Consider the following 23,768-nt stretch of genomic DNA (forward strand, 5'->3'; position numbering starts at 1 on the left):
TATTTATTTTATTCGATAATTATGATATTCACAATGAAAATCTGTTTACTAATTATAGTTTATGCTTTCATATTTATAGGAATGTTGTGAGTGTATAGTGAAAAGGATGAAAGAGTTTTGCTTGTTCGTTATTTTGTGTCACAATGGATATTCCGATAAAAGGAAAAGTTGTTGATGAGTTTTGTTGTTCTTGTATTTGTGGAGATAACTTAATTTCTGTAAGTGGTGTAACAAGGTTATCCATTAGGACATAGAAATTTTGAAAATTGATAAGGTTTAACTCTAATTCTTCGGTGCAAACTAACCATCCTATACTGATTTCTAAATAAGCGTTTGGGAATTTGGATTTGTGTTGGAATACTAAACCTCCTTGTATTTTTAATTCATTTGTTGGTGCATTATATTGTACATAAAATGGTGATAATTTACCATTTTTGTTGAGTGAACGATGTTGTAATTTACCATTTTTGTAGGCTTCTAAAAGTGCGCTATACATGGTAGATTGATTGGTTTCTTTTTTTATAGTAGAAAAGAATGAAACCAATTGGTTGTGAAAAGTACCGTCTTTTTGTTTCCAGTTGAATGGTAGTATGTTTTTCTTGAAGGATGCGGAAAACATTGATAATTCTTTGAAACGTTTCTTAACTTCTATTGTATTTGGATGCTGTTGTGCTGAACTGTTAACAAATCCGCCTGCATATTTTTTGACAAAAGATTTACCGTTACGTTGAAAAAAAATTAAATTTCCTAATTTACCATTTATATTAAATTCATTATCTGTTTTAGCCATAAATTTATTATATTTAAATATTGAAAATCAATTGATTAAATTTAGTAAATTTATTTCTATTTTTCTCCTTCTTAGTTGATTTTTACTTTTGTTACTGTATTCTCAAGTTAATTTTATAGTAGTTCTATGCTACCTCTGTGCTACATTTATGTCGCTTCTAAGTCGCCTTAAAGAGGTGTTTTCTTATAGGAATCTGTGGTGATAGTTTATGTATGTTGGCTATAATGGGGCTGAATAAGTTTGTTGATTGCTTAATTTTTTTTTGAATTTGTTTTATATAGGCTGATAGTTTAGTATTTCTTGCTAAATGTAGATTAGTGGAGGTTAGCAATCACGTTTTATTGTAGAGTAAGGCTGTTACCGATTAAGATGAGTCTTTTCTAATTATAGGTGTTTATATGCTTTAAATAGTCCTAATTTATTCAACAGCTTAAGTAGTCTTGATTTTTTTAGTAATTCTAATTTAGTTGAAGTGTTGTCATAGTCTTTCTTACTTACAAAATTATCAATAAACAGTTCTTCTATATTAACACCTCTACGTTCTGCTGCTTTTATAGCAGCTACCCAATGCCAATATCTAGATATTTCTTGTTTTGAGGAATTAGTAAGGCTTGAAGAGTTTAATCTATAGTTATACAAAACATCATTAATTTGAACACTATCTCCTACTTCATATAGTTTTAAATACAAATCTTGATCTTCAGCTATCCTAAAATATGGATCAATAGCTGTTGTTTTTAAATAGAATTCTTTTTTAAAAGTAGCAAAATGGCTAATGCTTCCTCTAAAATTAAAAAAGAATTCATTTTTTTGATGAATTTGTTCAATATTAGTTGAACTTATTTTTACAAGTTTTTCATTACAAAAATTTAAATTCGAGTTGATTATTGATGCATTTGGATTTTTTTCATGATGTGACACCATCACTTCAATGGCATTTGATTCTATTGTATCATCTGGGTCTAGAAATCCACAAATCTCGCCATTAGCTAATTCAGCTAATTTTCGTTTTGTGTAGCCAACTCCTTTATTAGATTCATTACGATAAATTTTAAATCTTTTATCATTTTTAACTAATTCAAGAATTGAATTGTACTGGACTTTTTCAGAGAAATCATCAAGAATAATGACTTCAAAAGTTTGAAAAGTTTGATTTAATATACTTTCATAACAGTTAATAAAAAAATTATAATTATTGTAGTGAGCAATTAAAATAGAAAACATTACATTTTCTACATCTTTTGTATTATTCTTATAATCTTCCATTTGATTTTATTTTTCAACTGAATTATTTTAGACTCTTTTTCTACTTTACTTTCTTGAATAGTATCAATCTCTCTTTGAAAGGTTTCAAAACTATTTATTTTTAATAATTCTCTATATTGAATATATAAATCTTGAATAATGTTTCCATTGAGAACTTGACTAAAATTAACATTAGGTATGATATTTTCAGTGTCAAAATATCTGAATCTTGCAAAGTGATAAAAAACTAAAAAATCTTTATTATTGACGATATATTTATTCTGTGGATTAATTGATATTTTTCTTTCAGCATCAATATTCCAATAAGCTGCATTATAACCCAAATGCTTTAATATGTGTAGACTATTAGTGAATAATGTTGGAACAAGATTTAACCATGTTTGATCACAATATAAGCCGTTTTGTAAATCGACGATACAATGTTCGTTTAACATTCGTTTCCACCAATCAATAAATTGTTTGGAATACTGATTATTTTTTATTGCAAAAAAACCTGCATTAAATGTACCGTATGTTAAGAAGGAAATATTTCGTTCGATTTCTTGATTAAATTCTTTAATCGAAACATTATGAGGTGTTAATATAATAGATGATCGTTGTTCTTTGTTATTTAATAATGTTTGAACATCTGTCAAAGGTGTGAAAAAATACAAGTCTGCATCTAAATAAATCAATCCATTTGGTTTATCTTTTTCTAAAATTAATTCAGCAAAATAGGGTTTCAATGCACAAGCCATTGAGAAATTATCATATTGATTTCTCATTACTGCATAATCGCCTTGATTCAGCTCATTTGATAAAATATAGTTATATCCTGAGAACAAATCAGACTTGATTTTATGAAACTCATCATTCGTATTTTCTCCAAAAAGACAAATATAGAACTCTATATCAGGGTGTAATTGAATAAAATTATCAGCTAAAGTTTTAGCTTGAGGTAAATAGTTTTCACTAATAATTGTAAATGCTTTAATTGCCATTGTTAATTAATACGTTTTGATATTAGTTTTTTTAAAAGATAATACTTGTAAGTAGTTGGAAAGTTTTTTAATAATTCAGGTTTTCTGAAAATTTGATTTAACCTATACTTTGCCATAAAACTATCTAATATCCATTGATGAGAAGAAATTTTCCAGTTTATATTATACGTTTTATGAATATAGTTTAAAACAATAAAATATTCTTTAAATCTTCTTATTTCCTCTTTAGTACTTTTGGCTGTTCTTGTAGTTTGTTGATGTTGTCTAAAATTATTCAATTGTTCAGAAATAAAGGACAATTTTCCTTTTTCTAATAATTTTACCCAAAAATACCAATCACCAGCATACTTCATACTTGAAACAATCTTATATGTTTCATCTTGTATTTTATTTTTCTTAAAAATTATCCCACTGGCATTTGGTAAAGTATTTCTATGAAATAAATAATTTTCTATTTCTATTTGTCCATTTTCGCAATAATTATTTTCCCAATTTCTTGCTCCTATATATCCCCAATCTAATTTTCCTATTTTATTAGAGTTTTCATCAATAAGATTTGACGCCGAATATGCTAAAACAACATCTTTACAATTTTCTATTGTAGCACATAGTTTTTCTAAAAAAAAAGGTTGTGCTACATCATCACTTTCTGCTAACCAAATCCATTCTCCTTTTGCTAACTCTATTCCTTTTTGCCATTGTATAAATGTAGAACCAGAATTAACTTTATTATAAACTATATGAGAAATTTTTGGGTGATGTCTATATAGTTCTATGACCTCATGACTATTATCTGTAGAACAATCATCTAAAATTATGACTTCATAATCTTGGTAACTTTGTCCCAAAACAGAATCTATTCTTTCTTTTAGATAAGATTCATGGTTGTAATTTGGTATGATGACAGATACTTTTGGCATTATTGATTTTCAAATGCTTTTTTTGTTTCTTCTAAATATTTTCTTCCCCATTTTTGGCAAGGCTCTAAATGATTTCCTTCTGCCCACTCATTCCAAGCATTAATAAAAATATATTTATTTTTTGTATCAACTTTTTTATACTCTTCAATAATATACTTCAACCAATTTCCATATAATTCCGGTGCAGAATTATCAATTATAGTTGCTCCAATTTTTCTTCTTGCACTATTATCCCAACTTGGAGTAATAGATGGAAAAGTAGTATTATTAATTTTTAGTTTCTTTTTAGCTTTAATGATATATTCAGAATAATCATAGACATAATGATCATTTAAAGGTAATTTTTTATTAAAATATTTACCTTTAAATAAATCTAATTTTGAATGGACTTTTCTGGTAGGCATATTAGAAAAATCAGGTTCAAAATTAATTACCGCATCAAAAATGTTATCGTCATCTGAATAACTAAAGTTAGTCATATATCCTATATACAACTCAATTCCATATTCCTGAAGTGCAATATTCCTCCATTTTTGAACGGTTCTTTTGATATCAGGAAGTAACGCTGGTCTATAAATAACAAAAAATGGTTTGTTATCAACTTTTATATAGCGATTATCAGAAAAAACATTTTCACATAAATATCTAATATGGTTGAGATCATCTTCATCTGAATAGTTTTGTTTAATAAGAACTTCTTGATCTAATCCATCCCATCTTCTCGTCCAATTTTCATTTGCCCAACAATACATAAAAGGGAAATCTTCTTCTTTATTAGATAGCATTCTATCTAATGGTTCATTCATTAACCTTTTCCCATTGAACCAATAATAATAATAACAAAAACCGTGTATACCATATTCTTTTGCTAATTTTATTTGCTCAAGTCTTGCCTCCTTTAATCTTAAATCATAAAAACCTAAGTCACTTGGAAGTTGCGGTTGGTAATGTCCTTTAAAATATGGGTTGGCATTTGTAACATTAGTCCATTCAGTAAATCCTTTACCCCACCAAACATCATTTTCTTCAAATGGATGAAACTGAGGTAAATGTATAGCTATTGGCTTTATCATTATTTAAAAATATATCTTATTCTATTCAATATTTTAAATACTTTATTACTTTTTATAATATGTAATTTTTCACTTAAACTATTTTTCTCTTTGTTCAAATTACTTATTAATTTTTCCTTTTCATTTAATATATTATCATACACTGCATATGAATTAAAAAACGACTGTAATGAATACTTTTCTATCTCTATTTCTTTTGCACTACAAATTATTACATTAAAAAAATCTCGATTAAAAAATATTTCTTCAGTTAAACCTTTTTTAATTTGAGTATAATCTCCTTCATACAAAGAAAACGCATCTTTTATATCATAATCTTCCTTAGGTAAAATAAAAGAACCTACTCCCATAAATTGTCTTAAAATAATTTTATTATCAAAATATTTTGATAATAAAACCTCTAACTCTATAAGAGTTAATTCTTTTAAATGAAATTTATTATCAGGATCTCTTTCTTTGTAAATATTTTTCTCTGGAGAAGATAAAATCAAAATTCCATCATCTTTTAAAACCCTTTTCATTTCAGAAATCATCTCATCTTGTTCCAAAAGATGTTCAATTGTTTCAAAACTAACAATTGTATCAAATTTATTGTCTTCAAAAGGTAATATATGAGCTGGACTTACATGAAAATTAATATTACTATTTCTATATTTTAATTTAGCATGTTCAACGGCTTCTTTTGATATATCTACACCATGAATTTCTGTAGCTAAATTAGAAAGTAAATTTGTCCCATATCCTTCTCCAGACGCTACATCAAGAACAACTTTTTGTTTTGCAAACTGAAATGAAAATGCATATCTATGCAAATGTTCATATTTACCATAATGATTATTAAACGAAGTTACAAGTCTTTCTCCTGTCATTTTTAATTCACTCATAATTATATTTTTATTCTTTCTTGCCAAACTAATTCTGGTCTAATTAACCCTGGTAGCTCACCTTTATATAATGGATTTCTTGTGTCTAAATTTGATATTTCAATGGTATTAATTGATAAAATTTTCTCATTAAATAATACTTGAAATGGATTATATCTCATTATAGCAAATTCAATATCAATCTTTCCTGATTGAAATATATTTTTTGGTAACCAAACTATTTTTCTATACTTCCCTTTAGGAAGTATAGTACCTTCCTTATATTCAGCATTATCATGAGAGGTAAAAATATGATTTTCAAGTTTATCATAAACATTTAATCCATGAGTAAAAACATGAGTAGAATCTAATAATTCATATTCAACACATATTCCTATTTCTTTATTTATAAAAGCTACGTCAATTTTATTTTCTGTTCTATCAATAAAATACGCTTTCAAAAGTTGTATACTATTGTCAATTAAAAATTTAGAGTCACTAAAATTATTTATACTTGAATTCTTATAATCAGTAAAGTAATTAACTATAATATCATTTGTAAATCCATTAGAATGTATAGTTCCTTTGTCTAATAATATAGACCTCTCACATAATCTTTCAACAGCTCGTAAGTCATGACTCACAAAAAGGATTGTTCTACCCTCTTCTTTGGTTACATCGCCCATTTTACCAAGACATTTCTTTTGAAACTCAGCATCACCAACAGCAAGAACCTCATCAACAATCAAAATTTCTGATTCTAAGTGCGCTGCAACTGCAAAAGCGAGACGAACATACATTCCTGATGAATAGCGTTTGACTGGAGTGTCGATATAGCGTTCTACGCCTGCAAAATCTACGATTTCATCAAATTTACGTGTGATTTCTTTTCGTGTCATTCCAAGAATAGCACCATTCAAATAGATATTTTCGCGTCCCGTCATTTCAGGGTGAAAACCTGTACCTACCTCTAACAACGAAGCAATACGACCTTTGTATTTGATAGAGCCTGTTGTTGGTTTAGTCACACGAGAAAGTAATTTCAATAAAGTTGATTTACCAGCTCCATTACGACCAATAATCCCTACAGCCTGTCCTTGCTCTACTTGAAAATTAATATCTTTTAAAGCCCATACATAATCCGAATCTCCTTTCTGTGTTCTATCGTTGGTTTCGCCAATTTTAAGATAAGGATCTTCTTTTCCTCTTATATTCGCCCACCATCGTTTAATATCATGTTGCAATGTTCCTGTTCCAACTTCACCTAAACGATACTGCTTCGAAACATTTTCAACATCTAAAACTATATTTTTTGACATAATTAAATTCTTAAAAATTAAACAGTATCCATAAATGATTTTTCAACTTTATTGAAAATCAATGTTCCTATTACTAGAAGAACACAAATCACCAACGTTGAATAACCTAATAAGCCAATTGTAAAATCTCCTTTACCTAAAAATCCATATTTGAAACATTCGAAAATGCCTGTTAAAGGATTTAATTCAACTAACCATCTATATTTTGTAGGAAAAGATGATAAAGGCATAATAACTGGGGTAGCATACATGGCTAACGAAACGCCAAATCCCAATAACATGTTTACGTCTTGATATTTCGTTGTTAAAGATGATAAAATCATTCCTGTTCCTAGCGCAAACGCAGCCATTAAAATAATTAAAAATGGTGTTGCTAATAACCACATATTTGGTTCTATAGATGCGCCAGTAAAATAATAATACAACACAACTATTATAAATAACGCAAACTGAACTCCGAATCGCATTAAGTTAGAGGTGACAACAGAAAGCGGCATGACCAAACGAGGAAAGTAGACTTTTCCAAAAATAGAAGCATTCCCTCTAAATACTGATGCTGTTCCTGTTAAGCAAGATGCAAAATAATTCCATAAAGTAACACCTGCTAAGTAGAAAGCCATTTTTGGGGTTCCATCAGTTGATAAACCTGCTACATTTCCAAAAATAATGACATACATTACAGTAGTAAAAATGGGATTAATAAAGAACCAAATAGGCCCTAAAATAGTTTGTTTAAAAGACGTAATAAAATCACGCTTCACCAACATATAAACCAAATCTCGATAACGCCAAACTTCTTTTAAATTTAAAGAAAATAAACTATTTTTAGAAGTAATTACGTTAGACCAATTTTGATTTGTTTCTGAGTTTAAACTCATAAAATAAATAAATTTAGGTTGTTTAAAATTTTAGGTTCTTTTTTCAGAACCTAAAACTATTTAATTATATTGTTTTTCGTAATAATTTTGGTAATCACCAGACGTCACATTGTCTAGCCATTCTTTGTTTGATAAAAACCAATCGATAGTTAGACTCAAACCTTGCTCAAAAGTCACACTTGGTTTCCAGCCTAATTCTTCGTTGATTTTAGTCGCATCAATTGCATAACGTAAATCGTGACCTGGACGATCTTTAACAAAGGTGATTAATTGTTCAGAAGTTCCTGCTTCTTTTCCTAATTTTTCGTCCATTTGTTTGCACAACTCTTTCACCAAATCGATATTTTTCCATTCGTTGAAACCTCCTACATTGTAAGAACCTCCATTTTTCCCTTCATGGAAAACTAAATCAATCGCTTTGGCATGATCGATCACAAATAACCAATCGCGCGTATATTTTCCATCTCCATAAATTGGAAGTGGATTTCTGTTCAGAATATTATGAATACATAACGGAATTAATTTTTCTGGAAAATGATTTGGTCCGTAATTGTTTGAGCAATTCGTCATCACAATTGGTAAACCGTATGTATCATGATAAGCTCTCACAAAATGATCTGAAGATGCTTTTGATGCCGAATATGGTGAATGCGGATCATAAGACGTTTCTTCTGTAAAAAATCCTTCATCACCCAAAGCACCAAAAACCTCATCTGTCGAAACATGATGAAAACGTTTTCCTTCGAAATTATTGTTCCAAATATGTTTTGCAGCATTCAATAAATTAACTGTTCCAATCACATTGGTCATCACAAATTCTAATGGATTCGTAATCGAACGATCCACATGCGATTCGGCAGCTAAATGAATGACACCATCTGGTTGATGTTTTTCAAAAACTTCTAATATATATTTTGCATCAGTAATATCAGCTTTTACGAATTCGTAATTTGATTTACTTTCGATATCTTTCAAATTCTCTAAATTTCCTGCATATGTCAACGCATCAAGGTTGATAATTTTTGTTTCTGGGTATTTTAAGACAAATTCTCTTACAACATGCGAACCGATAAAACCAGCCCCACCTGTAATTAAAATAGTTTTCATAGTATTTTAGTTGTTATTTAATCGTTTCCAAACAAATCGCGCGTATAAACTTTCTCTTTCACATCAGCCAATTCAGGTACATTTCTATTCGAGATAATCACATCACATTCTTGTTTAAAAGCTTCAAAATCATTCATCACTTTCGATCCAAAGAAAGAATCTTCTTTCAGAACTGGTTCATAAACCACCACTTCAATTCCTTTTGCTTTGATACGTTTCATCACTCCTTGAATCGCAGATGCTCTAAAATTATCTGAACCTGATTTCATAATTAAGCGGTAAACACCAACTTTCTTAGGATTTTTAGCGATGATAGAATCTGCAATAAAATCTTTTCGCGTTCTGTTTGCATCAACAATTGCTTGAATAATATTATTCGGAACTGCATCATAATTAGCCAATAATTGCTTCGTATCTTTTGGCAAACAATATCCGCCATATCCAAATGATGGATTGTTGTAATGTGAACCGATACGAGGATCCAAACCAACTCCTTCGATAATTTGCTTACTATCCAAGTTGAATGTTTGTGCATAGCTATCTAACTCATTAAAATAAGCGACACGCAAAGCTAAATAGGTATTCGAAAATAATTTGATTGCTTCTGCTTCGGTTGAATGTGTAAACAACGTCGGAATATCTTTCTTAATTGCTCCTTCTTTCAACAAATTAGCAAAAACTTCTGCTCTTTCGCTTTGCTCACCAATAATAATTCTTGATGGATACAAATTGTCGTATAAGGCTTTTCCTTCTCTCAAAAATTCAGGAGAAAAAATAATATTTTGATATTCTAATCGTGATTTTAAATCTTCAACAAAACCAACCGGAACAGTCGATTTTATAATAACTACAGCATTCGGATTATATTGCTTGACATCTTTTATAACCGATTCTACGCTTGATGTATTAAAATAATTTGTTTTTGGATCGTAGTCCGTAGGCGTTGCAACAATCACATATTCTGCATTTGCATACGCAGTTTCTTTGTCTAAAGTCGCAAGAAAATTAAGCTCCTTATTCTGCAAAAAATCTATAATTTCTTTATCTTCAATTGGAGATTTTTTTGCATTGAGCATTGCAATCTTTTCTGGAACAACATCTAACGCCACTACCTCATTATGCTGAGCTAATAAAATTGCGTTAGACAGACCAACATAGCCTGTTCCCACTATTGCTATTTTCATTTATGGTTATTTAAAATTAGTTTAAGAGAACAAATTTAGTGAAATTCTCTCAATTCGAACACCAATTTACTAAAAATGAGCAAATAGACAAGTATATTTACGTTTATAAAATTGTAAAAATTGTTATTTCATTTTCAACGAACCGTTTATCTTGTTCTTCATTTGTCAAACTGGAAAAAATATCAGTCAAAATTAGTTCTGTTTTAATATTCAAATTAACTTTACAAAAGTTAAAAATATAAACGTAATGTCTGTAAATAAAGAAATCAAACGTATCACTACCGAAACTGTGCGTAACATGAAATTTACCGGAGAAAAAATTTCGATGTTAACGGCTTACGATTTTACAATCGCTTCGCTTGTAGATGCGGCTGGAACTGAAGTTATTTTAGTTGGTGACTCTGCTGCTAATGTAATGGCTGGTCACGAAACGACTTTACCAATTACTTTAGATCAAATGATTTACCATGCGCAATGTGTCGTTCGTGGAGCTAAACGCGCTTTGGTAATCGTTGATTTACCTTTCGGAACTTATCAATCTGATCCGCAAAAAGCCTTAGAATCTTCTGTTCGAATCATGAAAGAATCTGGTGCACATGCGATCAAATTAGAAGGTGGAAAAGAAATCGAAGAATCTATTCGTCGTATCGTAAATGCTGGTATTCCTGTTATGGGACACTTAGGTTTAACTCCTCAGTCGATCTATCAATTTGGTTCATATAAAGTACGTGCAAAAGAAGACGCGGAAGCAGAAAAATTAATTAGCGATGCTAAATTATTAGAAGAATTAGGATGTTTTTCATTAGTAATGGAGAAAATCCCAGCTGATTTAGCTGCTAAAGTAACAGCCTCTGTTAATATTCCTACAATTGGAATTGGAGCAGGAGCTGGTTGCGACGGACAAGTTTTAGTTGTACATGATATGTTGGGATTAAACAACGAATTCAAACCAAAATTTGTTCGTAAATATTTAAACTTAGAAGATCAAATTCACCAAGCAATTGGACAATATGTTGCTGATGTAAAATCGGGCGACTTTCCAAATACAAATGAACAATATTAGAATTTGAGGTTAAGGTTAAGATTGAGGTTGTGAGAAAGACAAAACAAAACTCAATCTTAACCAGATTGTAAATTTAATCTTAGTCTAAACCTTAAACTTACCACATGCCTTATCACGATTTCACAGAAATGCCAATTTGGATAAAAGCTATGAATATTGCAGTTCAAATTTTTGAATTAACATCAAATTTACCTCGAACAGAAGATTACGGATTAACATCACAAATAAGACGTTCTGCAGAAAGTATTTCAGCAAATATTGCTGAAGGTTTTGGAAAATCGAGTATTAATGATAAAGTCAGATTTTATGAAATTGCAAAAGGTTCTGCTTTCGAAACAAAATCACATTTAATTTATGGACAGAAAGTTTACTATTTTACAGAAGACTCTATAAATCCACTTATTGAGGAATTAAATTCTACAATTTTTGAGATTAATAAACTCAAAAAAGCTTTAAAAAATTAAATAAACTCTAATTAATTAGGTTGACTTTTCCTAAGTCTTAACCTTATTCTCAATAACATGAATCCAGAAATTTTATTCGAAGATAATCATTTGTTAATCATCAACAAAAAAGCGGGTGAATTAGCACAAGGAGACGAAACAGGCGACATTCCACTTATCGATAGTCTAAAGGACTATATAAAAGAACGCGATAACAAACCTGGAAATGTTTTCTTAGGGTTGGTGCATCGCTTGGATCGTCCAACTTCTGGTGTGTTGATTTTTGCTAAAACTTCGAAAGCTTTAACACGAATGAACGAAATGTTTCAGAAACGAAATATTGACAAAGTTTACCGTGCTATTGTACAAAGCAAACCGCCAAAAGATTTTGAACGTTTAGAACATTATCTAAAGAAAAATCCTAAAAATAATAAAACAACAGTTTATTCTAAACCTACTGCTGATGCAAAAAAAGCAATTTTAGAATACACTTATTTAGGCGCTTTAGATTCTTTTCATTGTGTCGAAGTGAAGTTATTTACAGGTCGTTCGCATCAAATTCGCGCACAACTTTCTTCGGTTGGTTCTCCTATCAAAGGCGATTTGAAATACGGCGCTAAACGTTCTAATCCTGACGGAAGCATTTGTTTACATGCTCATCGCATTACATTTGAACATCCTGTAAAAAAAGAAGAAATGACAATTGTAGCTCCAGTGCCGAAAGATGCAATTTGGCAAGCAACGAACAAATTTAATTCGTAAATTTGTCGCTTATTTGTTTGTCAAATGAATAGCATTTTTTATTTCATAATTTATCAAATTTCACGTTTACCTCTTTCGGTTTTATACAAATTCTCGGATTTTCTGTTCTTTCTGCTATACACAGTTATTGGTTATAGAAGACGTGTCATTAGAACAAATTTAGAAAACTCTTTTCCCGAAAAATCTCAAGAAGAAATCAAAACCATTCACAAAAAATTCTATGCAAATTTTTGTGATTATTTAGTTGAAACTTTAAAAAGTTTTTCTATTTCTCAAGAAGAATTGGACAAACGATTTACATATTCTAATCTCGACGTTTTTAATGAAATAAAAAATGAAAAACGAGATGTCATGATGATGTGTGGGCATATTTTCAATTGGGAATGGTTTATTGGAACGGTAAAACATTTACCAACAAAAGAAAGTGCAGCTGTCTACCATAAAATTAGAAATCCTTTTTGGAACGATAAAATCAATGCTATGCGTGGTCGTTTCGGAACAAAAGCGTTAGATATGAAAGATGTGTTGCGTTTTATGATGAAAGCTCCAAATGATGGAGAATTAGCCTATTTATTTGTCGCAGATCAAAGTCCAAAACAATCGGCTGTTCACTATTTTATTGATTTCCTCAATCAGAGAACGCCTGTTTTTAATGGTTTTGATAAAATTGCACGCCGCAAAGACATGGCTGTTGTCTTTTGTCAAACCGAAAAAATAAAACGCGGTCATTATCACACAACTTTTATTCGACTACAACCTCAACAAGATAAATTTGAAGAAAATGAAATTGTTCATCAATTTTTTCATCATTTAGAACAAACCATTCAACAACATCCAGATAATTGGCTTTGGAGCCACAAACGTTGGAAATATGCCGATTTGTAATTTTAAATATTCATGAAAACAGCAATTGCAATCCTAAATTGGAATGGCGAAAAATTATTGCCTCAATTTTTACCTTCAGTTATTAACAATTCTAAAAATGCAACAATTTATGTAATTGATAATGCGTCGACTGACAATTCAATCGAATTGTTGACAACTCAGTTTCCTTCTGTCAAAATCATTCAGAACAAAGGAAATTATGGTTTTGCACAAGGCTATAACGAAGGTTTAAAACAAATTGATGTAGAATATTTCTGTTTATTAAATTCGGATGTCGAAGTAACTGAGAATTGGATAGAACCAATTGAAAAGTTATTCGATAATAATTCTGATATTGCGGCTATTCAACCCAAAATATTAGACTACAAAAACAAAGAATATTTTGAATATGCTGGTGCCGGAGGAGGTTTCATCGATAAGTTTGGTTATCCATTTTGTCGCGGACGTGTTTTTTCAACTTTAGAAAAAGATAACGGACAATATAATGATTCCACACAAATTTTTTGGGCAACTGGCGCAAGCTTATTTATTCGAAAAAAAGATTTCTTTGAACAAAATGGTTTTGACGAAGAATTCTTTGCACACATGGAAGAAATCGACTTGTGTTGGCGATTAAACAATACTGGACGAAAAATTTATTATTGTGGAGAATCGACTGTTTATCATTTGGGCGGTGCAACTTTGGATAAAGCCAATCCAAAAAAATGGTATCTAAATTACCGAAATAGTTTGTGGATGATGCTTAAAAATCTACCTGCAAACAAACTTTTTCCGATGCTTTTCACACGTCTTTCCATGGATGGAATTGCCGCTGTTGCCTTTTTACCAAAACAAGGACTTCCACATGTTTGGGCCGTTTTCTTATCGCATATGCATTTTTATTTTGGCTTTATAAAAATGTATAAAAAACGTCAAAAGCATCAAATTAAAAACTATTCTGATAAAGAATTATTGCCATTTCAATATTTTATACAAAAACGTCAATACTTTAAGGATTTGAAATAATCAATCTTCAAATATTAAGTCATTTCTTAAAATTTCTATAATTTTTCAACTCTATTATTGTAGAATATAAAAATATTACTATCATTGTAGAACAAATCAAATTACAATGAAAAAATTATTTACATTATTTACTTATTGCGTTCTACTTACAACTTCGTCTTTTGCACAAAAACTTGAAGTGAATTATCAAGAAATTATTGATGTTAACGTAGATGAGCTAAAGAAAAATATGAAAGTTGAAACTTCTGGTTCTGTTAGTTTACCAAAAGACTTTTATGACAATATGTATAAGAGCCTGTCGGAACCTAAAGATTTTACACTAACAATTAATGATAATTTATCTACGTATAAAAAAGTTGAAAAAATTAGTAATGGTCAAGGTAATGGAGGCTTTTCTATGTCTGTGAGTTTTTCTGGTGGAGGAAATGGAATTGTAAAAGATCTATCAAAAAAGGAATATTCGAAAAGCGCTAATTTGATGGATAAATCGTATTTAATAAAAGATAAATTAACCGAGTACAAATGGCAATTGACACGTGAAACTAAAAAATTAATTGGTTTTGATGTCAAAAAAGCAACTGCAGTTATTGATAGTACAAAATCTTTAGTTGCTTGGTATGCGCCGAGTATAGCCATAAAAGATGGACCTTCAATTTACAATGGTTTACCTGGTTTAATTTTGGAATTAGAAATTATTAATAATTCGAAATCAGAAAAAAAATCATTTGGCAACACAACAATTAGAGCAACTGAAGTGAAAGAAGTCCCGGACATGAAGCCAATTGAAAAACCTAAGGAAAAAAATGTAATTACAGAAAAGGAATTCGAAGAGTTGGCTAAAAAACAGATGGAACGTTTCAAAGAAATGAGGTCTGAAGGTGTGAGTAAGGATTAAAGATATTTTGAAAAAAATGTTCAATATTTTAATATCAGTATTTTCAATAAACCATTTAAAAATCAAAACTTTAAAATATCATGAAAAAATTATTTACATTATTTACTTATTTCGTTCTGCTTACAACTTCGTCTTTTGCACAAAAACTTGAAGTGAATTATCAAGAAATTGTAAAAGTAAATGCAGAAGAATTTAAAGGTTCTGTAAAATTTTCTACAAATGGTAAAGAAAGCCAAATTCCGACTGATGTTTACAATGACATGATTAAGAATATGCAAGAACCAAAAGATTTTATCTTAACAATCAATGAAAACGAATCGTCTTACAATAAAGTTGAAAAAATAGATAATCAACAAGGAGGAAACGGAATGAGAGTTTCGATGAGTTTTGGAGATTCAGGAAATGGGTTGTTCAAGAATTTGAATACAAAAGAATATTTGAAAAGTGTAAAATCATTTGACAAAACTTATACAATAAAAGATAAATTAACTGAATACAAATGGCAATTGACACGCGAAACAAAGAAATTAATTGGTTTTGATGTCAAAAAAGCAATCGCAATTGTGGATAGCACAACAACTGTAACTGCATGGTATACTCCAAGTATTGCGATAAAAGATGGACCTGGAGTTTACAATGGTTTACCCGGGTTGATATTAGAAGTAGAAATCAAAAATTCAAAAAATAAAGGAATAGAAAGCAGTATTATTCGCGCAACAGAAGTCAAAGAAATCCCAAACCTCAAACCAATCGAAAAACCAAAAGATAAGAATACAATCACCAACGAAGAATATAAAGCGTTGATTGCAAAAGCCATGGAAAGATTAAAACAGATGAGTTCTGAAGGTGTGAGTAAGGATTAAAGAAAATATTTTTTATCAATCGTTAAACATTTCATACAATTTCTTGTCTAAGAACTATAAGCACATTTAAAATGAAAAAAATAATTTCAATTTTTGTTTTACTATTTAGTTTTTCGGCCTTTGCGCAACAAGAAAAAGTAGAAGTTTCGTACACAACACGTATCATTTTACCAGACGATTTTACATTTCAACCTCCTAGTGGCGGTAATGGACGTACGATGCCAAAAGAAATGCAAGAGCAATTCAAGAAAAATATTCAAGAGCCGCAAGAAGCTAAGTTGACTATTTTGGGAGACGAATCCTTGTATAAAATGGTTGAAAAAATATCAAATGATCAAAGTCAAGGATTACGAGGTCCACGTGGTGGCGGAATGCGAATGATGTCGATGAATGGAGATAATATTTATAAAAATAGTACAAATCATTTGCTATTAAAAGAGCAAAGCATGATGGGAAAAAACTATGTTGTAAAAGATTCTTTGCAAAATTTTGATTGGAAATTAACACGAGAAACAAAAACAATCTTAGGGAATGAAGCTAAAAAAGCAACTACTATTATCGATAGCGTTCAGACAACAGTTTGGTACATTCCAACATTAAAATATAAAACTGGTCCAGAAAATTATTGGGGATTACCAGGTTTGATTGCAGAAGTACAAACAGAAATTAACAGAGGCATGTTTAAAGGCTCTAAAATTATTTCTTTGACGGATATCAAAACATCAACAAATTCAAAACCAATCGAAAAACCAAAAGATAAAGGTGCTATTTCGCAAACAGAATTTGATAAATTGATGCAAGAACAACGCTCACGTTTTGAAGAAATGCGAAATTCTGGCGTAAATAAACGAGATTAAGATTTCTTAAAATTCGATTAATTTTCATAAAAAATTGGTTCAATTTCATATTATAAAACTTATATTTAATTCTAAATTAATCTTAAGAAATAAAATACTATGAAAGCTTTAATCATCGTAGATATGCAATACGATTTTTTACCAGAAGGTTCCTTAGCTGTGAATGATGGAGATAAAATTATCGAACGCATAAACAAATTACAAAAAAAGTATGATGTTGTTGTGGCAACGCAAGATTGGCATCCTGCAAATCACAAAAGTTTTGCTTCTCAACATACAGATAAACAACCTTTTGATGTAATCGAATTAGGTGGAAATCGTCAGGTTTTGTGGCCAGATCATTGTGTACAAGGCACTAAAGGAGCAGAAATACACAAAGATATCAAGCAAAATAAAATAAGTGCAATCATCCGAAAAGGTATGAATCCAGAAGTTGATTCGTATAGTGCTTTTTTTGATGTGAATAAAAAGAATCCAACAGGGCTAAATGGATTCTTAAAAGATCATAATATAACGAGTGTATACATTTGCGGCTTAGCAGCAGATTATTGTGTATATTACACAGCAAAAGATGCTTTAGCATTGGGATATACAACATATATTTTAGAAGGAACAACAAAGGCTATTAACCAAGAACTTTTTGATGAATTGAAAGAAGATTTTATCAAAAAAGGAGGAAATGTCTCGACGTATTTATTATAATATTATCAATAAATCGCTAGATAAAAATGTTATTTGAAAATCCTTAACTTTTTGAATGACATTTTATTTTTAAAATAAATTCAAAAATTATCTGTAACATTAGTCTACAAAAGCAGACTAATTAGACAAATACAACAATTATGAAAAAAGCAATCTTAACATTTGCCTTAGGAATTATTACAGCTACAATTTCTATCGCGCAAGACAATAAAACACAAAATATCGATGCAACTTATGTAATGGAAGTTAAAATGGACTACGAAAAAACCATGAAAACTATTCCAGAAGCATACAGAGCTCAAGTTGGAGGAATGCTAAAAGCTGAAATTGATGCAGGAATTTTTATGACTTACTTCTTTAAAAGTAATTCCAAAAATTCAACATTTACATTAGAAGAAAAAGTAAATAACGGACAAGGTGGATTAGGAATAATTGCTCAACAAATGGCTGCAATGGATAATAAACCAACTTATAAAGACTTTACTGTAACTCCAAATTTGTATTACAAAGAAGTTGATATGGGTGTAAAACAATATTTGATTAAAGATCAAATTCCAGATTACAAATGGAAAATCTCGCGTGAAAAAACTGATATAGCTGGTTACAAAGCGACAAAAGCAGAAGGCGTTATGATGGATTCTATTCCTGTGACAGCTTGGTATGCGCCAGAAATCCCTATAAAAGATGGACCAACTTCATTAGCTGGATTGCCAGGTTTGATTATAAAAGCTGAGTTTGAAATGAATGGAGCTAAATTAATTTACACATTGAAAGATTTAAAAATTTCTGAAAAAGAATTGAAAATTGCTTTACCTACAAAAGGAGAAGTTGTTACACAAGATCAATTTATGAAAATCGTAATGGATATTCAGAAAAAAATGCAAGAACAAATGAATGGAGGTCTAGACACTAAATAATTCATTCAAAACATATAAAAACACATCTGTTTCTAACACATAAACAGATATGTTTTACAAAAAACTCTATTTGAGTCATCAACTAAAAAATACATATGAAGAAATTACTCTATCTAATTTTATTTACTTCTGCAGCTCAAATCTCGTTTGCGCAAGAATGTAAATTAAAAGGATCTGTTGCAAATGATGCTGGAATTCCTGTTACAGACGCTTCTGTCTCTATTTTTGATAGTAAAAACGAAGGCAAAGGTTTTGTTTTTACAAGCAATATGGGTGAATTTGAATTCAAATTGCCTTGTGGACAAAAATATGACATCGAAATTGAGCAAGCTGGTTACGAAACATATGTTGAGAATGTTGATTTGACTGAAAATGTCAACAAAAAAATAAAGCTTAAACAAGGAAAAGAAATTTCCTTAAAAGAAACAATTGTAAAAGCTCAACAAGCAATCAAAGTAAAAGGTGATACAATTGAGTTTGATGCAGATTCTTTCAAAGTTGGAAATGAGGAAACATTAGAAGATATTCTTAAAAAATTACCTGGAATTGAAGTTCAGAATGGTAAGGTAATGTACAAAGGTAAACCAATGTCGCAAGTAACAGTTGGTGGACGTGAAGTTTTGGGTGGTAACGAAAAATTATTGAACAAAAATTTACCTTCGGATGCGGTTTCTAAAATACAATTAAACACAAAGTTCAAATCAAATCCTTTTGCTTCTTCATTACAAGAAGATGACGAACAATTCTCGTTAAACATCGAACTAAAAGATGATATGAAACGTCTTGCATTTGGTAATGTAACACTAGGTGGAGATGCAGACAAACATACAGATGCACAAGCAAAGATTTTCTATTTCTCAGAAAAAACAGACGGAACATTAATCAATGATTTTAATACATTCGGGAAACAAGTTTTTGATCAAGATGATTATATGAGCTTCTTTGGTGGGTACTCTGAATTTAATTCTGAAGGAAGTATCTATTCATTAAGAGGAAATTCGAACAATCTAAACTTGATGACAAAAAATGATGCGCCAAGTATGAATACCTATAATGGTGCTGTCCATTTTGGTGTTGAACCAAATAAGAAACTAAAAATCTCTGGGTTTGGTTTACTTAATACAAATAATATTCGTTACAATTCTAAATCTGAGCGTTATTACAACAACATCGAATCACCTTATACAACTGTCGATCAGGAACAAAATAAGAGCAATATTTTGATGGGAATGTCGCGTTTGCGTTTAGATTATAATCCGAATGATAAAGGACAAATTAAATATCGCTTAAACTTTAATTATTTAGATAGCGAAAACGAACAATTGGTTGATAGCTATTATAACGATCAAAAAAATAGCTTTAGAAATGTAAATTCTGAACAAAAGAATTACTCTTTATCACAAACTTTATCTTACATCCGTAAAGTTGGACGCGATGATAATGTTGGTTTATATTTCCGTCATCAATATCAAAAAGATACGCCAGATTACAATGTTTTATCAACAGCAAATCCGTTCTCGTCTTTTAATTTGTTCAAGAATTTATCTCAAGTAAATAATCAATATAATATCAATCAAGATCAAAACTTTGTTTTGAACACTGTTCAATTATACGGAATCTACAATCACTTGTTGACAAATACATCTAACCTTAAAGTGAAAGTTGGAACAAATTTTAGTACGCAAGATTTTGAAAATAAAATCTATGATTTTCAGAAATTAATGAATGATAATTCATTAATCAGTAATACAGATTTAGATTACAACGAGACTTTTGCTGATGTAACATTGACAAAAAAATTAGGAAACTTTCAAGTAGATGCTGGAGCTGGAGTTTCATTCTTTAATGAGAAATCGAAATACCAAGATGGTGAAAAATTAAATCGTTCGGAAACAAAATTTTTACCTCATTTGAATTTGCAATACAAGTTTAACAATGCAACAAGTGTTCGCGCTAGTTATACACAAAACTATAGCTATCCGTACACAAAAGATTTTAATGATTCTTACACCATTCAAAGTTATCAATCGATTTTCTATGGAAATAGAAACTTAAGACAAGCTTTGACACATACAGCAAGTCTTAATTTTAGTCATTTTAACTCATTCACATTTTTTAATATTTTTGCGAATTTGAGTTATACATTACAAGAAAAAAGTATACAAACACAATCTGTTTTAAACCGTGATTTTATCATCTCAGGAAACGATACAATTGTAAATAACTATCAATTCAATACCTTAATTAATTCTGGTAATAATCAAGAAACTTATTCAGGATATTTCATGATTGGGAAACGTTTTGCTAAATGGTACAATGCACGATTAACAGGTAATATTTCTACTTCTAATTATTATACCATTACACGAAATATTGAATACAAAAATGGTGTTGTAACAAATGATAAATTAAACAATGTTAACAACAAGAGTTTTAATCAAACTTATAATTTAGAGAACTCATTTACATTCAAAAAGAAATTTGAATTGAAGGCTGGGGTTAATTTAAACCTAAGTAAATATCAATCATTATCTGAACAGAAATTTACGAACTGGCGTCCATATGGAGAAGCTGCTTGGTCCGCTACAAGTAAATTATTAGTTCAGACCGATTTCTCTTATCGTTTACAATACCGCGATGGAGTAGAAATAAACACAGCAAAAGAATGGAATGCTTCTGCACGATATAATATTGCGAAGAAAACTTATTTAACTCTTACAGGTGGAAACTTATTAGGAAACAACGTAATTGTTTCGAATGGATTTAATGATAACTACATATCGACTACAACTAAAAATGTTTTGGGAAGATATTTTATCGTGAGTTTACGATATAAGTTCTAAATCAATAAATTACATTTTTATCATAAAATTTATCTGAACGCGTCTACTTTGTAGACGCGTTTTTTTTATAAATTATTTTTGTACTTTTAATCTAATCAACTAAAAAAAAATAGATGGAAAACCCTACTACCGAAATTTATAAAATTATTCAACCAGAAAATTGGACAAAGAGTTTAACAGACGAACAAATTATTGAACTTTCTAAAGAAACTGATTTCTCGAAAAATATTTTAGATGAAGGACGAGATTATTGTTACTTTTTGGACAAAAAATTTTATGTAACACGTGAAAAACATATCGAGTATGTTAACATGTCTTACACCTTAACCGATCCTGCAAATTTAGAAAAAGCTTCTACTTTCGATACAATTGTCGAAGAAAACGAAATTTATTTGATTCATAGAATTTCTGTGATTCGTGATGGAGAGTTAATTAATAAATTAGCAGATATCACTGTAAAAGTTTTGGACAACGAAAATGATAGCGGTTCTGGCGTAATCAACAAAAGCAAAAAAATTAATATTTCGATCAAAGATTTGCGTTTGTACGATATTCTTGTATTGGAAGATGCAAGAGAAAAAGTATTTACTGATAAAGATTTTGTCCGCAAAGAATACAGCCGATATTTATGGGTTAGCCCTGATTCGTATTGGGCATATGGAAATTATACGTTCGAATTAATCAATGAGCGTGATGATGAATTTGTTTACAAGAAAAACTTCTTCCGTGACCAAAATGGAAATGTAATCGAAGTAGAAACAGGAACAATTCCTTCTGGCGGTTCTTTCGTTTTTGAGTTGGTAAATTATCTTAATCCAACAGATCCAAATCGCGAGATTTTTCCTTACATCGATTTTGCAACAAAAAGCACCTGGGAAAAGCTTTCAAACTTTATTTCGCCTTATTACGAAGAAGTGCTTAACAAAGCTAATCTTGAAAGTTTCGCACCAAATTTGATTGAAAAATTAAATGAATTTTCTGACATCGAAGATAAAATTGAATATGCGATAGAATATGTTCAAAACCATATTTATTATATCTACAATGCCGATGAAATGAGCGGTCACAAACCTCAAGAAGCAGAAGTAACTTATGCAAATAAACAAGGAGATTGCAAGGCAAAATCTATTTTATTGAAAGTTATTTTTGATTATCTAGGATTAGAATCTTCAATCATTTTACTGAATTATAATACTGATTTCTATTTCAAATATTATCTCCCATCGTTGTTGGCATTCAATCATGTGATTGTAAAAGTGAAACATAATAATGAGACATATTACGTTGATGCAACAATGCGTAATGAGTATGGTTACTTAGAAAATAGAAGCTTTATTTATTTTGCGCATTATTTAGAAATTAAACCAAATCAGACCTTACAAATTCGCGAACCTTACAAATTTCCTAAATTTTGTATAGATGAAAAAGTCAGTGTAGTTGCAAAAGGAAACGAAGGTTATTTAGAATCTCAATCGATTTATCGTTACAATCGTGCAAATAATATGCGCCGATATTTCAAGAATACCAACAAGCGCGAAATTATTGATAGTTGGAATAGTTTCTTTTATTATGCATTAAATTATAGTGCAGATCGCCCTGAAATGGATTTGAGAGAAATTTTTAAAGATACTTCGATTGAAATTGTTTCGGATGATAAAAAGCTGAACGAATTAACGATAAAATATAAAGCGCGAATCGAGAATCCATATTTTAAAGATAAAGTAACAAACGAACGCTTCTTGATGTTCTTTGATCGAAATATCCCGAAGAATAATGTAAGAGATTTTATTCACGAAGACGCAAGTTTTTGGCATAATTTCGATAGTGAAAAGTATGAAATAAACTTATCAACCGATCAAAAAATTGATACAAAAGAAAAGTATACGATTCAAGAATCGACGATTAATGATAAATATTTCACCTACTCAAGTAGAAAGAAAATTACAGCGAGCGGAGGAAGTGCTTACATTGAATACAATCCTTCGACGAATCATGAAATTACGATGGAAAATTTCGAGGAATTCCGAAATAATCATTACACAATTGCAGATAGTAATTATGGTTTAGGTATTGATATTATCGAATCAGGATTAATGAATATGCTAAAATTTAAGATGAAAAAAGCTTTCAAATAATCAATCAAAAACTCCTGA

22 protein-coding genes are annotated in these 23,768 nt (G+C 30.0%); 12 read left to right on the forward strand and 10 right to left on the reverse strand.

The window, feature by feature from the left end; translation table 11 throughout:
* Positions 1-73 precede the first annotated feature (73 nt).
* The 10 genes from B4E95_RS00005 to B4E95_RS00050 form a co-directional block, all read right to left on the reverse strand.
* Entirely contained in the window at positions 74-790 is a 717-nt protein-coding gene (locus tag B4E95_RS00005) for a hypothetical protein (protein WP_291088873.1), read from the reverse strand.
* A gap of 384 nt (positions 791-1,174) precedes the next feature.
* Positions 1,175-2,056 (reverse strand): glycosyltransferase, encoded by an 882-nt coding sequence (locus B4E95_RS00010; protein ID WP_291088876.1) that lies wholly within the window; start codon positions 2,054-2,056, stop codon positions 1,175-1,177.
* The gene (locus B4E95_RS00015) at positions 2,023-3,036 is read right to left on the reverse strand and encodes a putative nucleotide-diphospho-sugar transferase (protein WP_291088879.1); all 1,014 of its coding nucleotides are present in this window, start codon (positions 3,034-3,036) and stop codon (positions 2,023-2,025) included. The genes B4E95_RS00010 and B4E95_RS00015 overlap by 34 nt, the downstream gene beginning before the upstream one ends.
* 2 nt (positions 3,037-3,038) lie before the next feature.
* A complete protein-coding gene (locus B4E95_RS00020) occupies positions 3,039-3,956 on the reverse strand; it encodes a glycosyltransferase family 2 protein (RefSeq protein WP_125349410.1) in 918 nt (305 codons plus the stop codon).
* A complete protein-coding gene (locus tag B4E95_RS00025) occupies positions 3,956-5,029 on the reverse strand; it encodes a glycoside hydrolase family 99-like domain-containing protein (RefSeq protein ID WP_125349411.1) in 1,074 nt (357 codons plus the stop codon). The genes B4E95_RS00020 and B4E95_RS00025 overlap by 1 nt, the downstream gene beginning before the upstream one ends.
* Complete coding sequence (locus B4E95_RS00030) at positions 5,029-5,913, reverse strand: class I SAM-dependent methyltransferase (RefSeq protein WP_291088886.1); 885 nt, start codon at positions 5,911-5,913, stop codon at positions 5,029-5,031. Before B4E95_RS00030 ends, B4E95_RS00025 begins: the two co-directional genes overlap by 1 nt.
* Before the next feature lie 2 nt (positions 5,914-5,915).
* Positions 5,916-7,211, reverse strand: a complete 1,296-nt coding sequence (locus tag B4E95_RS00035) for an ABC transporter ATP-binding protein (protein ID WP_291088889.1) — start codon at positions 7,209-7,211, stop codon at positions 5,916-5,918.
* Positions 7,212-7,228: 17 nt separating this feature from the next.
* Positions 7,229-8,089 (reverse strand): ABC transporter permease, encoded by an 861-nt coding sequence (locus B4E95_RS00040; protein ID WP_291088892.1) that lies wholly within the window; start codon positions 8,087-8,089, stop codon positions 7,229-7,231.
* A 60-nt stretch (positions 8,090-8,149) separates the two neighbouring features.
* Positions 8,150-9,196 (reverse strand): dTDP-glucose 4,6-dehydratase, encoded by a 1,047-nt coding sequence (rfbB, locus tag B4E95_RS00045; protein WP_291088895.1) that lies wholly within the window; start codon positions 9,194-9,196, stop codon positions 8,150-8,152.
* 17 nt (positions 9,197-9,213) lie between these two features.
* Complete coding sequence (locus tag B4E95_RS00050) at positions 9,214-10,380, reverse strand: nucleotide sugar dehydrogenase (protein WP_291088898.1); 1,167 nt, start codon at positions 10,378-10,380, stop codon at positions 9,214-9,216.
* Between the two features lie 247 nt (positions 10,381-10,627).
* Between B4E95_RS00050 and panB the strand changes: the two genes are divergently transcribed.
* The 12 genes from panB (at position 10,628) to B4E95_RS00110 (ending at position 23,750) form a co-directional block, all read left to right on the forward strand.
* Complete coding sequence (gene panB / locus B4E95_RS00055; protein ID WP_291088900.1) at positions 10,628-11,443, forward strand: 3-methyl-2-oxobutanoate hydroxymethyltransferase; 816 nt, start codon at positions 10,628-10,630, stop codon at positions 11,441-11,443.
* 104 nt (positions 11,444-11,547) lie between these two features.
* Entirely contained in the window at positions 11,548-11,907 is a 360-nt protein-coding gene (locus B4E95_RS00060) for a four helix bundle protein (protein WP_280045510.1), read from the forward strand.
* A gap of 57 nt (positions 11,908-11,964) precedes the next feature.
* A complete protein-coding gene (locus tag B4E95_RS00065; RefSeq protein ID WP_114998884.1) occupies positions 11,965-12,648 on the forward strand; it encodes an RluA family pseudouridine synthase in 684 nt (227 codons plus the stop codon).
* A 24-nt stretch (positions 12,649-12,672) separates the two neighbouring features.
* Positions 12,673-13,533, forward strand: a complete 861-nt coding sequence (locus tag B4E95_RS00070) for a lysophospholipid acyltransferase family protein (protein ID WP_291088903.1) — start codon at positions 12,673-12,675, stop codon at positions 13,531-13,533.
* Between the two features lie 12 nt (positions 13,534-13,545).
* Positions 13,546-14,538: a glycosyltransferase family 2 protein gene (locus B4E95_RS00075; RefSeq protein ID WP_291088906.1), complete on the forward strand. Its 993-nt coding sequence runs from the start codon at positions 13,546-13,548 to the stop codon at positions 14,536-14,538.
* 106 nt (positions 14,539-14,644) lie between these two features.
* Complete coding sequence (locus B4E95_RS00080; RefSeq protein WP_291088909.1) at positions 14,645-15,433, forward strand: GLPGLI family protein; 789 nt, start codon at positions 14,645-14,647, stop codon at positions 15,431-15,433.
* An 80-nt stretch (positions 15,434-15,513) separates the two neighbouring features.
* Entirely contained in the window at positions 15,514-16,296 is a 783-nt protein-coding gene (locus tag B4E95_RS00085) for a GLPGLI family protein (protein WP_291088912.1), read from the forward strand.
* A 71-nt stretch (positions 16,297-16,367) separates the two neighbouring features.
* Positions 16,368-17,153 carry a GLPGLI family protein gene (locus B4E95_RS00090; protein WP_291088915.1) on the forward strand — a complete coding sequence of 262 codons (786 nt, stop codon included), beginning with the start codon at positions 16,368-16,370 and terminating at the stop codon, positions 17,151-17,153.
* A gap of 99 nt (positions 17,154-17,252) precedes the next feature.
* Complete coding sequence (gene pncA, locus B4E95_RS00095) at positions 17,253-17,855, forward strand: bifunctional nicotinamidase/pyrazinamidase (RefSeq protein WP_291088918.1); 603 nt, start codon at positions 17,253-17,255, stop codon at positions 17,853-17,855.
* Between the two features lie 140 nt (positions 17,856-17,995).
* Complete coding sequence (locus tag B4E95_RS00100) at positions 17,996-18,772, forward strand: GLPGLI family protein (protein WP_291047757.1); 777 nt, start codon at positions 17,996-17,998, stop codon at positions 18,770-18,772.
* Between the two features lie 95 nt (positions 18,773-18,867).
* On the forward strand, positions 18,868-21,615 hold the full coding sequence (locus B4E95_RS00105) for a TonB-dependent receptor (protein ID WP_291088921.1): 2,748 nt from the start codon (positions 18,868-18,870) through the stop codon (positions 21,613-21,615).
* Positions 21,616-21,728: 113 nt separating this feature from the next.
* Complete coding sequence (locus tag B4E95_RS00110) at positions 21,729-23,750, forward strand: hypothetical protein (RefSeq protein ID WP_291088924.1); 2,022 nt, start codon at positions 21,729-21,731, stop codon at positions 23,748-23,750.
* Positions 23,751-23,768: the final 18 nt, after the last annotated feature.

Origin of the sequence: Empedobacter sp. UBA7494 (assembly GCF_002478465.1) — a bacterium.
In the GTDB taxonomy this organism is placed as follows: domain Bacteria; phylum Bacteroidota; class Bacteroidia; order Flavobacteriales; family Weeksellaceae; genus Empedobacter; species Empedobacter falsenii_B.

Bases quoted from the DNA above. Each gene is read 5' to 3' on its own strand.
- B4E95_RS00005 (WP_291088873.1), bottom strand. From the start codon at position 790: ATGGCTAAAACAGATAATGAATTTAATATAAATGGTAAATTAGGAAAT.
- B4E95_RS00010 (WP_291088876.1), bottom strand. From the start codon at position 2,056: ATGGAAGATTATAAGAATAATACAAAAGATGTAGAAAATGTAATGTTT.
- B4E95_RS00015 (WP_291088879.1), bottom strand. From the start codon at position 3,036: ATGGCAATTAAAGCATTTACAATTATTAGTGAAAACTATTTACCTCAA.
- B4E95_RS00020 (WP_125349410.1), bottom strand. From the start codon at position 3,956: ATGCCAAAAGTATCTGTCATCATACCAAATTACAACCATGAATCTTAT.
- B4E95_RS00025 (WP_125349411.1), bottom strand. From the start codon at position 5,029: ATGATAAAGCCAATAGCTATACATTTACCTCAGTTTCATCCATTTGAA.
- B4E95_RS00030 (WP_291088886.1), bottom strand. From the start codon at position 5,913: ATGAGTGAATTAAAAATGACAGGAGAAAGACTTGTAACTTCGTTTAAT.
- B4E95_RS00035 (WP_291088889.1), bottom strand. From the start codon at position 7,211: ATGTCAAAAAATATAGTTTTAGATGTTGAAAATGTTTCGAAGCAGTAT.
- B4E95_RS00040 (WP_291088892.1), bottom strand. From the start codon at position 8,089: ATGAGTTTAAACTCAGAAACAAATCAAAATTGGTCTAACGTAATTACT.
- rfbB (WP_291088895.1), bottom strand. From the start codon at position 9,196: ATGAAAACTATTTTAATTACAGGTGGGGCTGGTTTTATCGGTTCGCAT.
- B4E95_RS00050 (WP_291088898.1), bottom strand. From the start codon at position 10,380: ATGAAAATAGCAATAGTGGGAACAGGCTATGTTGGTCTGTCTAACGCA.
- panB (WP_291088900.1), top strand. From the start codon at position 10,628: ATGTCTGTAAATAAAGAAATCAAACGTATCACTACCGAAACTGTGCGT.
- B4E95_RS00060 (WP_280045510.1), top strand. From the start codon at position 11,548: ATGCCTTATCACGATTTCACAGAAATGCCAATTTGGATAAAAGCTATG.
- B4E95_RS00065 (WP_114998884.1), top strand. From the start codon at position 11,965: ATGAATCCAGAAATTTTATTCGAAGATAATCATTTGTTAATCATCAAC.
- B4E95_RS00070 (WP_291088903.1), top strand. From the start codon at position 12,673: ATGAATAGCATTTTTTATTTCATAATTTATCAAATTTCACGTTTACCT.
- B4E95_RS00075 (WP_291088906.1), top strand. From the start codon at position 13,546: ATGAAAACAGCAATTGCAATCCTAAATTGGAATGGCGAAAAATTATTG.
- B4E95_RS00080 (WP_291088909.1), top strand. From the start codon at position 14,645: ATGAAAAAATTATTTACATTATTTACTTATTGCGTTCTACTTACAACT.
- B4E95_RS00085 (WP_291088912.1), top strand. From the start codon at position 15,514: ATGAAAAAATTATTTACATTATTTACTTATTTCGTTCTGCTTACAACT.
- B4E95_RS00090 (WP_291088915.1), top strand. From the start codon at position 16,368: ATGAAAAAAATAATTTCAATTTTTGTTTTACTATTTAGTTTTTCGGCC.
- pncA (WP_291088918.1), top strand. From the start codon at position 17,253: ATGAAAGCTTTAATCATCGTAGATATGCAATACGATTTTTTACCAGAA.
- B4E95_RS00100 (WP_291047757.1), top strand. From the start codon at position 17,996: ATGAAAAAAGCAATCTTAACATTTGCCTTAGGAATTATTACAGCTACA.
- B4E95_RS00105 (WP_291088921.1), top strand. From the start codon at position 18,868: ATGAAGAAATTACTCTATCTAATTTTATTTACTTCTGCAGCTCAAATC.
- B4E95_RS00110 (WP_291088924.1), top strand. From the start codon at position 21,729: ATGGAAAACCCTACTACCGAAATTTATAAAATTATTCAACCAGAAAAT.